General features: G+C 43.7%; 10 protein-coding genes. 4 read left to right on the forward strand and 6 right to left on the reverse strand.

The features are described 5' to 3' along the window. Positions 1-19: 19 nt before the first annotated feature. Positions 20-385 (forward strand): diacylglycerol kinase, encoded by a 366-nt coding sequence (locus tag BZG83_RS05100; RefSeq protein WP_077479610.1) that lies wholly within the window; start codon positions 20-22, stop codon positions 383-385. Continuing rightward, positions 382-2,034 (forward strand): phosphoethanolamine transferase, encoded by a 1,653-nt coding sequence (locus BZG83_RS05105; protein ID WP_077479611.1) that lies wholly within the window; start codon positions 382-384, stop codon positions 2,032-2,034. Before BZG83_RS05100 ends, BZG83_RS05105 begins: the two co-directional genes overlap by 4 nt. Before the next feature lie 87 nt (positions 2,035-2,121). Here the strand turns inward: BZG83_RS05105 and BZG83_RS05110 are convergent, their stop codons facing one another. From BZG83_RS05110 to BZG83_RS05125, 4 genes are all read right to left on the reverse strand, one after another. After that, a complete protein-coding gene (locus tag BZG83_RS05110; RefSeq protein ID WP_077479612.1) occupies positions 2,122-2,529 on the reverse strand; it encodes a hypothetical protein in 408 nt (135 codons plus the stop codon). 112 nt (positions 2,530-2,641) lie between these two features. After that, positions 2,642-3,418 (reverse strand): substrate-binding periplasmic protein, encoded by a 777-nt coding sequence (locus tag BZG83_RS05115; RefSeq protein ID WP_077479613.1) that lies wholly within the window; start codon positions 3,416-3,418, stop codon positions 2,642-2,644. Between the two features lie 410 nt (positions 3,419-3,828). Continuing rightward, the gene (locus BZG83_RS05120; protein ID WP_077479614.1) at positions 3,829-4,947 is read right to left on the reverse strand and encodes a linear amide C-N hydrolase; all 1,119 of its coding nucleotides are present in this window, start codon (positions 4,945-4,947) and stop codon (positions 3,829-3,831) included. Positions 4,948-4,962: 15 nt separating this feature from the next. Next, complete coding sequence (locus tag BZG83_RS05125) at positions 4,963-6,597, reverse strand: MFS transporter (RefSeq protein WP_077479615.1); 1,635 nt, start codon at positions 6,595-6,597, stop codon at positions 4,963-4,965. A gap of 75 nt (positions 6,598-6,672) precedes the next feature. Here BZG83_RS05125 and BZG83_RS05130 point away from each other — a divergent pair, with 75 nt between their 5' ends. Both BZG83_RS05130 and BZG83_RS05135 read left to right on the forward strand, forming a co-directional pair. Beyond that, positions 6,673-7,632: a LysR family transcriptional regulator gene (locus BZG83_RS05130; RefSeq protein WP_077479616.1), complete on the forward strand. Its 960-nt coding sequence runs from the start codon at positions 6,673-6,675 to the stop codon at positions 7,630-7,632. Between the two features lie 382 nt (positions 7,633-8,014). Continuing rightward, on the forward strand, positions 8,015-8,623 hold the full coding sequence (locus tag BZG83_RS05135; protein ID WP_077479617.1) for an outer membrane beta-barrel protein: 609 nt from the start codon (positions 8,015-8,017) through the stop codon (positions 8,621-8,623). 81 nt (positions 8,624-8,704) lie between these two features. Here BZG83_RS05135 and gcvP read toward each other — a convergent pair whose 3' ends face one another. Together gcvP and gcvH are read right to left on the reverse strand one after the other, a co-directional pair. Continuing rightward, positions 8,705-11,569: an aminomethyl-transferring glycine dehydrogenase gene (gcvP, locus tag BZG83_RS05140; RefSeq protein ID WP_077479618.1), complete on the reverse strand. Its 2,865-nt coding sequence runs from the start codon at positions 11,567-11,569 to the stop codon at positions 8,705-8,707. 15 nt (positions 11,570-11,584) lie between these two features. Beyond that, positions 11,585-11,864, reverse strand: a 280-nt coding sequence (gene gcvH, locus BZG83_RS05145) for a glycine cleavage system protein GcvH (RefSeq protein ID WP_077479619.1), incomplete at its 5' end; no start/stop codon positions are given.

Consider the following 11,864-nt stretch of genomic DNA (forward strand, 5'->3'; position numbering starts at 1 on the left):
ACCAGACAGTAAAAATAACATGAAACTAGGAAAAACCGGCATTTATCGAATGATAGATGCGGCAGGTTATTCAGTGATGGGGTTAAAGTCGGCGTGGAAGTCTGAAGCGGAATTTCGGCAAGAAAGTGTGATTGCTTTTGTTCTTATGATCACAGCCTACTTTATTCCAGTCACCTCGACCGAGCGCATTCTAATGGTAGCGAGTTTAGGGCTTGTCCTTATTGCTGAGTTAGTAAACTCAGCCATTGAGGCCGCGATCGATCGTATTGGTGATGAGTGGCATGTAGTCAGTAAGAAGGCAAAGGATATTGGTTCATCTGCCGTGTTTGTTTCAATTTTTCTCGCCCTGTTTGTGTGGGTGTCATGTGCGGTAAATATAAAATGAGAAAAAGTTATAATAATAAAAGCGGCATAAGCATCACGATGTTTACTGCATTGGTTGCAATCTATTTTTCTGTTGTGATGAATGTTACCTTTTATAAAGAGTTGAAAAGTATTTTTTCATCAATTGAAGAGGTGAAGGCGGGCTTTGTTATTTCTATCCCTCTGTTCTTATTCTTTGCTTTAAACATTATTTTTTCGTTATTCTCTTGGCCGAGAATAACTAAGCCCTTTTTTGTTATTTTAGTGATCCTCTCAAGCATGGTGTGTTACGCTGAGTACAATTATGGTGTCATGTTTGATAAAGATATGATAACTAATATTGTCGAAACAGATGCCGGAGAGGCAAGCGCATATTTAAGTTTTTATGCACTTGTTTGGGTGCTGGCCATTGGTGTGACTCCCGCTATTTTTATAATGCGCTGCACCATTCAGCCAGCCGGAAAAATGTGGCTGCCTTTATTACGAGATAAGCTAATATCCATCATCGTATCGTTAATTTCTCTTGCGATTATATTTGTTTTTTACTATCAAGACTATGCATCCGTAGGTAGAAATAATAGCTACCTTAGAAAATTGATTATACCGACACAATATGTCTATAGTCTCTCTGGTTATGTGAAAGATCAATACTTTTCGTCGCCGATACCTTACGTAAAGCTGGGCGAAGATGCGAAGCAATCAGACTTAGCAATTCATCAGTCATTGGATAAGCCTAGTGTATTTATCTTCGTTGTTGGTGAAACCGCACGTAGTCAAAACTATCAGGTCAACGGTTATGGTAGAAAAACCAACCCTTATACCGCTGAGCAGGGTATTATTTCATTTCAGGATGTCGATTCATGTGGCACGGCAACGGCAATTTCCGTTCCTTGTATGTTTTCAAATTTATCACATCATACATTTGATCGTGATATCGCTGAACATCAAGATAATGTTCTTGATGTATTAAAACGCGCTGGGGTTGATGTGCTTTGGAAAGATAATGATGGTGGCGATAAAGGTGTGGCTAAAAATGTAAAATATATAGAGATCGATAGGCGCGGAAATAATAAGTTCTGTAATGGTAGTACATGCTACGACATGGCTCTTGTTGAAAGTATTGGTAAAGATATCGACGAGATGAAAGGTAATCGTATGATATTTTTACATCTTATTGGTAGTCATGGTCCAACGTACTTTCAGCGTTACCCTAAAGACATGGCGTATTTCCAGCCTGACTGTGCGCGCTCAGATATCGAAAACTGTGAAAGAGAAACTATCATCAACAGCTACGACAACACCATCCGCTATACGGACTATGTGTTGAGCAAAGTGATTGAAACATTAAAAGAGAAAAGCGATCAGTATAACACCGCGATGATGTATGTCTCTGATCATGGTGAATCATTGGGGGAGAATGGGGTTTACTTGCATGGTCTTCCTTATCGTTTCGCCCCTGATTACCAGAAGAAAGTGCCGTTGATGGTATGGCTCTCTGATGGATTTAAGCAAGCCAAGTCTATCAACGCCTCTTGTTTGCGTGAAAAGGCGATGGAGGCTGGCCATTACTCTCACGATAATATCTTTCATTCGTTACTTGGCGTGATGGACATAGAAACACGTGTCTATCAGCCCGATAATGACATATTTTCTTCATGCCGGATGCCATAGCCGATGGATAAATCACTCCTAAAAATACGGCGAGCCTTGATAAGGCTCGCTTGTATGCATGATTTGGCGTGATGAGAATGGATCTATCTAAAACGCGTAGGTTACGCCCAGCGCGCCGCCAAGTTGCAGTTCTGGACCATCGTGGAAATTGACTTCTGGATGCACCTGACCGTAAGCACTGATTTGTTTGGTGATGGCCCAATCGAGTCCAACCGGTAAACGAACACCATAATCATCATCCCACTCGGCCCATCCACCGGCTCCCACATACCAATCAACCGGGATATCGGGATTATCAAACGTGCCGTGTTGAAAAAGGTAATCAAATGCGGTGCCGTCATTGCCAAGGGTAAAACGGTATTGATCGTCGACTTCTAGGACTGCACTCAGTTGTTGGTCGACGGCAAGACCCGCCGAGATATTGGTTTTTTCTTTCGCCACCGCCTGAGTAGTGAGACCCAGTGTAAGTAGGAGAGTGAGAGCGATAGGTTTCATAGTGTGCCTTAATGCTGCTTGTTCAGATGGCACAGAATGTAGCGATGTCGGGAGAACAATCTGTCAAGCGTTTGTCAGTCGCTTTTAAAACCTTGTGCGGGAATGTCAGCGATTAATCATTAAAAAAGTCATCAATGATGGCTTGATACTCTCCGGTGGCTTTCATGTCTGCTAACGCGTGATCAAATTGGTCGCGTAGAGCTGATAGCCCTTGCACTTTAGAGAAGGCAATGTAACTGGGGGTGTCTTCAATAGGATGGGGGTTGATCTCGACAACATCCTTCATATTAAGCTGATTAATCAGCGCGCGTGCACCAAAATGGTTGCTGAGCCACAGGCGTGCTCGGCCACTTTCCAACATCCGAAGGCACTGTGGCGCGCGAGTTAGGCGGAAAACCTGATCGAAATGATTTTGTGCCAAGGCAGCATCCATTCGGCTGCCGTAACTGACTTGATTGATSACGCAGACGGAGTATGCGCTAAAATTAAACGATTGAATGGTATCTTCAGAGACACTGACATCGTGGCGATGAACTAAGCGGATCCCTTGCTGGAATAAAACCTGCTGAGAGTAATCGAGAAAGGCTTCGCGCTCTGACGTTTTGAATATGGTGAATATACCATCCGCTAAGCCGGTTCGGACTTGATAGAGTGCTCGCGCCCATGGCAGTACTTCAATTTCTACCTCATAACCGAGCTTGGCAAAAGTTTGGCGGACAACTCGTACCGCCACACCATCAAGGGAGCCGTCTGAAGTCTGAATATAGGGCGGGTATTCTAGCGTGACTAAACGCACAGTTGGCGTAGCCGCATGGACCAAGCCGGTCATTCCCAACAGCAGTATCACCAACAGCACGCGTACAACAGGGCGTCGACATAAACTCAGCAAGGCTCGCTCACTCGTTAAACAGGATGTATAGCACTAATTCTAGTCAGCGATACGTAACAAGGTGAAGAATTTGCTAATCATATGGGTGCGCAGGATGTTGAGTATAATAAAATAAGCTCGCCATATCAATGTTCTAGATGCAGATTAAAAACAGCTCTACAGATAGATTTAGGCATTGACTATGGGCCTGACCGGCGTTGTTTCCTAAATCATTGAACTTATCATCCGAGCCGCGATCAGATCATCAAAGCCTCAAACAGGTCTTGAATGATGAGAAAATCCAAGTACAAAATCAGCAACTGGAAGCAATACAATCGGCCATTGTACAATGAATGGTTTTGGTTTAAATTTGAACAGGTTGTAAAATAATTAGGGGAGGGGCTCAACCCCTCCTCTTAATTTTTATTTGGTTACTTCATAATGACTTTCTGTGCTTTTAACGATTGATCTTCTACCATCTTGATCGTTAGAAGTTCGCTTCCATCAAGATTGTAATCGTCAAAGCTGACATACCGTATTGACTGGTTTGCCCAGTCTTTATAGTAAAGTTTGAGATTAGTAAGGTCTTTGACAATCGTGTGATCTGTATGAGCTGAAACCGTATTTTCAAAATCAGTTTCAACGGCATTATCTACTGCTGTGTTGGGAACCTCTCCGCTTGCTTCTTCTTCATTTTTTTTCTGAGGTAAACGCTTTAATGCCATTCCCGGAATAATATCAAAGTTATTGAATATTCGAATAAGGCGAAGAACACCATCTTCTGCAGTCACGACATTTGATTTAGTGCTTGCACTAGCTAAGTAATTTGCTTTTATAAAACGTGAATTAGGCGATGTATCACCGGGTAAACCGAAAGCGCCGCATGTGCCATGAGATAATACAGAGCTACCATCAAGGTTTCGAAGAACAGAGTCTTCTGTATCAAATTGTTGAATGTTTGAATATGCCCCTAGATTTTTTAGATGCCATTCATATTGAGGACTATTAGTCATAATACCATTTGACGCTTTTATTTCTATACGACCCTTTTGATCAGGCTCGAAGACTGCTGCGTCACCTTCTCTATCGATAAATAAGAAGTGTCCAGGATATTCGGTGCCAGTTAGAACTACAAATTTCCCCTGGTGGTATTCCACATATTCTCTAGCCTCGGCAACGTTTTTACATTGAGATAAGATCAAATAAGGTGCAGCGAGTATATCAATCATTTTTTCTGTGGCTGAATCTACAATATCATATGTTGCCATTTTAGGATAATATAGCACTCCCGCAGATAATCCTTCTTCATTCATTCCATCGCATAAAAAACTAAGACAAGACGCTTCTTTACCGAACAAGTCTCCTACATTACAGCCAATAACTGCATATTTTGATTTGTAATTATTAGTACACTTTCCAATGGCAACGTTTGGAACTTCGTAGTTTCTCGGGAAAAAACTGATATTGTTTCTGTAATATTGACCGAACTCGTTTGTTCGTCCAGTTATAATATCGTCATTTAATGTTTTAATTGATATTTGTGTGCACATTTTGATAACCTCTTCTTATGATTTACGCTTTGACAGTGAATAGTCAGGGATGTTTTTTGTTAAAGTGAAAGTGCTAATCAAACATATTATTGAAAGAACTAACCAAGATAATTGAGCAGATGACTTTCTTGCTTCTTTATTAATGTTAACTAATTCAGGGTAGTCTTTCTCTTGCGTGATATTTTCTGATATAAGCGTATAAAAATCTTTATCACTAGAGAAAGGAATATATGATATGCCTTCTATTTGCTCTTTGGTCTTACTGCTGATTATTTCACTATTTTCTGTGTCAGACTTCACTGTGCTTGTTAGTGAAAACATTAAAACACTACCAAGAACTGCAATACCAATAGTTTGCCCTATATTCCGAGAGGTTGCTTGTACACCTCCAGATTGAATAGCGTCTCTTTGGTTGACCGCAGCGGTCACAATCAGTGATGCTTGGGAAGCGATAATGCCACAGCCAAGACCTGTAAATAAGGAAGACCCATAAAAGATGACATTGACTGAATCGGTTTCAGTGCCTAGAGCGCCAGATAATGCAGCAAAAAAACATAAATAAATCCCTATTATACATAGTTTTCTAGAAGATATATTAGCGAATTTAGTGGGGGTGATAAGTGAAGTGAATAACATAGCAATAGAAAATACCGAGAGTAACATTGCGGTATCAGTAGCACTGTACCCAGCAACCAACTGGCAATAGGTAATTCCAATTAAAATATAAGCCCCTAAGACAAAAAAGACTATGCCACACATGTAAAGTCCATCTTTGAGCTGAGGAGATGATATGAATGACTTTGGCACTAAGCAGGAACCGTTTTTTATTTCAAACTTCTCCTCCCATTTGATTAAAATAAATAAAACAGCAATACCGAAGGCCACTAGAGGTAACGTAGGGCTAATACCCAAAATATGTATGTTTGGTAATAACGGTGAGAGCACGCCCCACTCGGGAATTTTTAATAATCCAAAAATAAAAGAGATTAGCCCTGTTGAAGCGAGTATACTTCCTATAAAATCAAAACTTATTTTTTCTTTCTGATTTTCAACCTTGTCAAGAAAGAAACCTAACAAAAATACTATCCCAAACCAAACAGCAAGAAACTCAAACGCAACACGATAATTAAACCTGTCGATTAGAAGCCCAAATATTAGCGGAGCACCAGTGTTAGCAAGCCCTAAAGCAGCCGCTACCGCGCCAAATGCAATAGCTCTRTCCTTTTTATCTGTGTATATCCCAGCGATTAGTCCTAATACAGCAGGAATTAGAAAGCTGGCTCCAAAGCCAGACAAGACTCTTGCTATAAAAATAAATACTTGGATGCTATCAGTGTAGGATGCAATGATTTCAGAAGTGCAAAGAAGCAGAGCGCCCACTTGAAACAGGCGCTTCCATCCCCAGATTAAACCTAGCATTCCTCCTGCGACCATGCATGCCCCTGCAATCATGGGATAMATAGCATTAGCAAAGGCGATGTCCGAGACTGAAGCACCTAACTCACTGATTAAGGACTCGGTCGCAACAGAGAGGCCAGAGTTGTCACCCATGGTTCCAATTTGTGCTATCAGTAATACAGCCAAGCTAAACCATTTAGCTATTCCCTTTCTATCATTACTAATGTGCTCTGGTCTTGATGTATTTTTCATTAGTTAATAACCCTCGGCAGTCTCATCTCTGTGCCTACTACTTCCCAATTGGGATAAGCCTTACGCACTTTTCCGATGAATGCACCTCTGTTATGTTGGGATTATCCAAACATCGGACTGGCGGTAGAAATGACAATGTTTACGTTTGAGCAAGTAGAAGCTTTCGTTGCGGTAGTGGAATGTGGCTCCTTTAGCGCAGCAGCACGCAGGATAAAGAAAGATAAATCATCTGTTCATCAGCTCGTGAGCTACCTGGAAATAGAGTTAGGCGTCGATCTCTTTAATCGTGATAGAAAGCTTCCGGTACTCAAAGACGAGGCAAAAGAAATTTATAATTACAGTAAATTATTGCTTGAACAACAAAAAGAGATTCAGAGTTTGGCTGATGGTATTTTTCATGGTATAGAAGGATCTCTGACGATTTCCTATGATACTACGATTCCTCGCCAGGTGATTGTTGAGGTCAGACATCAACTTCTTGTAGAGTTTCCATCGTCTAAAATTAATTTATTATGTCAGAATAAAACTAAGGCCATTCATGACTTGAGTGACCAAGTTATTGATATGAGTATACAAATTCTATCTAATCGGGCGAAACCAAAAGATGGGCTCGATGCACTCACGCTAGGTCAGATTGCATGTTCACTATATGTAAATAAGCCTAAGATAGGTGAAAGTTATTCCTATACAAGGTCTTACCTTCAAGTAAAGCCACAGTTTATTTTAGAGAGTTTCTTAGCATCAGAATTAGAGGATTTGACAATTTTAAGTCCTTTTTACTGTAGTTTTACAGAAGTGAATATGATGGTTGAATGTTTAAACAGAACACCCGATGCTTGGACTATCTTACCCGATCACTTAGCGTCACCGTTTGTTGACGACAAGATCATTAAGATAACAGGTAGCGGATTTTCTGCGCAAGAAGTACTTTGGCCTTGTGTATTGTTAACAAGCCAGAAAGGCGCTAAAGGCCCTGTTTTTCAACGCGCATATGAGCTAATTATTGAAAAAATGAGACTGTTTGACTTATCCTAAGCTTTGTAATAATCATCAAATAGGCTTGGAAATTTGAGCCTCGAGATTGTTGAGTTTAGTTTGAATAAACGCGGGTTAAACTGAAAAGTGTACACTTTCATACATTTCACTTTATTGCTTGGGAGTGACTAGTAATAACTACCTCTCAACTGGCGTACATTACTTTTCTGAACATAACCTGAACATAGTCCTAAAAAATATAACGTAATGTTTTTTCTTATCATTTCACCCTGCTTCTTCATTTAGAAACACTAACCCTGCTGCAATCTTTTTTTGTTCAGTTTTCATTCAGGAGGGGTGTTCTATCCTTTAAATGATAAAATTATCATATTAAAACAATTATTATAAAATGATAACCTAACACATAATACGGGAGCTAATCATGATGAGTAAGAAATTTAAAATATTATTTTTTGGTGCGTTAACATCAGCGGCTTTTATTGCCAATGCTGAAGAGAATACAGACTATCAATACTTTGTTGGGTTTGATGCCGGAACTAATATCAGTGGGAAGCAAGAAATAACGCTAGATGGTAGTAAGCATAAATTTGATATCGACAATAGCCCTATCGTAGGACTAAGAGGTGGCGTTACATACAATAATACTCATCAATTTAGTCTTGGGATTGATTATAGAAGTATAGATAGAGAAAAATTTGATTACTCGGATACCGAAGTCGCAACTATCTACACTCGATATGATTATTTGCTCCCTTTAACAAACAATATTTCATGGAATATTGGAGGAAAGGTAGGCTATGAAGAATWCTTTGGTGACTGGCAGTTTGATGATTTCAACCATGAAATGAGTGATATGGTATTAGGAGCTCAAACAGGGCTGAATTATAAATTTGATCAGTGGAGTGTAGGTGCGGAGTTAAATTACCTTCACCATACAGGCGAATATGAATATGAAGATAGTGGCGTACAGCAAAATGTCAAGTTTGGCGATGAATTAATGCTGATGGCCAACGTAAAATATCACTTATAATGTGACGAAAAGGCCACGCCTTTAGACGTGGCCTTTGTACTTGATAACTCGCTAAACAACTAATGCCTCAGACAGGATAAGTCATTCATCCATATAGCTTTCAATGCTAGGGCAAGAGCAAATCAGGTTACGGTCGCCGTAGACGTTATCGACACGGTTGACCGATGGCCAGTATTTGCTTGCCTTGTTATGGGCGGATGGGAAGCAAGCCAGCTCACGGGAATAGGCGTGAGACCACTCGTCTGCCATCAGATCCGCTTGGGTGTGAGGCGCGTTGACCAATGGGTTGTCTTCCAGCGTCCACTCACCGTCTTGCACCTTGGCAATTTCCTCGCGAATGGCAATCATGGCATCACAGAAGCGATCCAACTCTTCTTGGCTTTCACTTTCGGTCGGTTCAACCATCAGAGTACCCGCGACCGGGAAGGACATGGTCGGCGCGTGGAAGCCATAATCCATCAAGCGTTTGGCGATGTCTTCTTCGCTGATGCCGGATGCCTCTTTTAGAGGGCGAATGTCGATAATACATTCGTGCGCAATGCGTCCGTTTTTGCCGCGATAAAGCACGGGGTAGTAGGGACGCAAACGCTCCATCACATAGTTGGCACTGAGAATCGCTAACTCGGTCGCGCGCGTTAGGCCTTGTTCACCCATCATAGCAATGTACGCCCATGAAATAGGCAAAATCGAGGCACTGCCCATTGGTGCGGCCGACACGGCAAATTCGTCACCTTGCTCCACATGACCAGGGAGGAAAGGCGCAAGGTGCGATTTCACCCCAATTGGCCCCATGCCCGGCCCGCCGCCACCGTGGGGAATACAGAAGGTTTTGTGCAGGTTGAGGTGAGAAACGTCTGAGCCAATATAGCCGGGTGTGGTCAGCCCCACTTGCGCATTCATGTTGGCGCCATCCAAGTAAACTTGGCCTCCAGCGTCATGTACTAGCTCACACACTTGCTGCACGGTTTCTTCGTATACACCATGTGTCGATGGATAGGTGATCATAATGCACGAGAGCGCATCGCGGTGTTTGTCGATTTTAGCTTTCAGATCGTCAATGTCGATGTTGCCGTCGTCATCGCAGCCAACTACGACCACTTTCATCGAAACCATTGCCGCGGAAGCAGGGTTGGTACCGTGGGCAGAGCTTGGGATCAAGCACACGTTGCGATGACTGTCGCCACGGCTTTCATGGTAGCGCTGAATCGCGATTAAGCCCGCATACTCCCCTTGCGCACCTGAGTTCGGCTGCATGGAGATCTCATCGTAGCCGGTGATTTCACACAGCATGTCACGCAGTGATTTACCCAGTGTTTGATAACCTTTGGCTTGCTCCAATGGCACAAACGGATGCAGGGCACCAAATTCTGGCCAGGTGACGGGGATCATCTCGGCCGCGGCATTCAGCTTCATGGTACAGCTGCCCAATGGGATCATACCGTGGGTAAGGGAGAAGTCTTTGTTTTCCAACGCCTTCATATACCGCATCAGCTTGGTTTCACTGTGATAGCGGTTAAAGACGGGGTGCGTCAGGTATGCACTGGTGCGGCGGCATGCGGCAGGGATCGCGGCAAATTCATCGGCTTCAATATCGCTCGCCACGCTTTCTGCATTGCCTTGACCGGTAAGCGCGGTAAGTAATTGATTGACTTCTGCTAGCGTGCTCGCTTCATCAAAGCTCACGCCGAGCTGGCCATCCAATTTACGCAGATTAAAACCGGCATCTTGCGCTTGTTGGTACAAGGCATCGGTTTGCTCGCCTGTGTTGAGCGTGACGGTATCAAAGAAGCTGTCGTGAGTAAGGCTCAATCCCGCCGCTTGTGCCGATTTGGCGAACAGTGCGGTCAGATGATGCACACGGCGGGCAATTTTCTTCAAGCCTTCTGGGCCGTGATACACCGCATAAAAAGCAGCCATGTTGGCGAGCAACGCTTGGGCGGTACAAATATTGGAGGTCGCTTTTTCACGGCGAATATGTTGTTCGCGCGTTTGCATCGCCATGCGCAGGGCTTGGTTGCCTTTGCTATCGACCGATACGCCAATCACGCGGCCGGGCATGGTGCGTTTTAGCTTGTCACGCGTGGCCATAAAGGCGGCGTGTGGGCCACCATAACCCATGGGCACGCCAAAGCGTTGTGCCGACCCAATCACCACATCCGCGCCCATTTCACCCGGCGCTTTAAGCAAGGTGAGTGAAAGTAGATCGGTGGCGACTGCGACTAGCGTCTTCTTGCTTTGTGCGTCTGCAATCAGCGTGCTGAGATCGCGTACTTCACCGGTGGTGCCAGGATACTGGAGCAGGGCGCCAAATACGTCGTACTGATTCAGCGTGTCGGTGTCATCAACAATGATGTCATAGCCGAGGAAGTTAGCGCGCGTTTTAATCACGTCCAGCGTTTGTGGGTGCACATCACTGGCAACAAAAAACGCGTTGCCTTTGTGCTTGCCGCCACGCTTACACAGAGTCATGGCTTCCGCCGCGGCAGTGGCTTCGTCGAGCAGCGATGCGTTGGCCAAATCCATCCCCGTTAAGTCCATCACCATTTGCTGGAAGTTCAGCAACGATTCGAGTCGGCCTTGCGAGATCTCGGGCTGATAGGGGGTATAAGCCGTGTACCAGCCCGGGTTTTCTAACACATTGCGTAAAATAGGCGGTGGAGTATGCGTGTGGTAGTAGCCTTGGCCGATCAGGCTGCGCTTAATGGTGTTTTGCGCGGCAATGTTGCTAAGTTCGGCCAGCATCTGGGTTTCGCTTTTGGGCGCACTCAGGTTTAACGGCTTTGGCAAGCGAATGTCAGCAGGGACAGTTTCTTCAATTAAGTGCTCAAGGCTGGTGGCATTGATCGCCGCCAGCATCGCATTTTGCTGATTGATATCGGGGCCATTGTGGCGCGCGATAAAATCATTATCGGCCACTAGGCTATCGAGTAAACGAGTTTGCGTCATGGTATTCGTCCTGAATTAGTCTTCAATCGTTGCCGCGTACGCGTCTGCATCCATCAAGTGATCCAAATTGGTATCGTCAGCCAGCTTAATTTTGGCAATCCAGCCACCTTCAAAGGGTGCTTCGTTGACCAGCTCTGGACTATCTTCCAAATCTTCATTGATAGCGACGACTTCACCATCCACGGGGGCATAGATATCAGACGCGGCTTTCACTGATTCCACCAAAGAGAAGCTCTCACTTTGTTCAGTACTGTCGCCAACCTCGGGTAGATCGACAAACACGACATCACCAAGC

The sequence above is a fragment of the Salinivibrio sp. PR919 genome, assembly GCF_001995355.1.
Lineage (GTDB): Bacteria > Pseudomonadota > Gammaproteobacteria > Enterobacterales > Vibrionaceae > Salinivibrio > Salinivibrio proteolyticus.

Bases quoted from the DNA above. Each gene is read 5' to 3' on its own strand.
- BZG83_RS05110 (WP_077479612.1), bottom strand. From the start codon at position 2,529: ATGAAACCTATCGCTCTCACTCTCCTACTTACACTGGGTCTCACTACT.
- BZG83_RS05120 (WP_077479614.1), bottom strand. From the start codon at position 4,947: ATGTGCACACAAATATCAATTAAAACATTAAATGACGATATTATAACT.
- gcvP (WP_077479618.1), bottom strand. From the start codon at position 11,569: ATGACGCAAACTCGTTTACTCGATAGCCTAGTGGCCGATAATGATTTT.
- BZG83_RS05105 (WP_077479611.1), top strand. From the start codon at position 382: ATGAGAAAAAGTTATAATAATAAAAGCGGCATAAGCATCACGATGTTT.
- BZG83_RS05130 (WP_077479616.1), top strand. From the start codon at position 6,673: ATGAATGCACCTCTGTTATGTTGGGATTATCCAAACATCGGACTGGCG.
- BZG83_RS05100 (WP_077479610.1), top strand. From the start codon at position 20: ATGAAACTAGGAAAAACCGGCATTTATCGAATGATAGATGCGGCAGGT.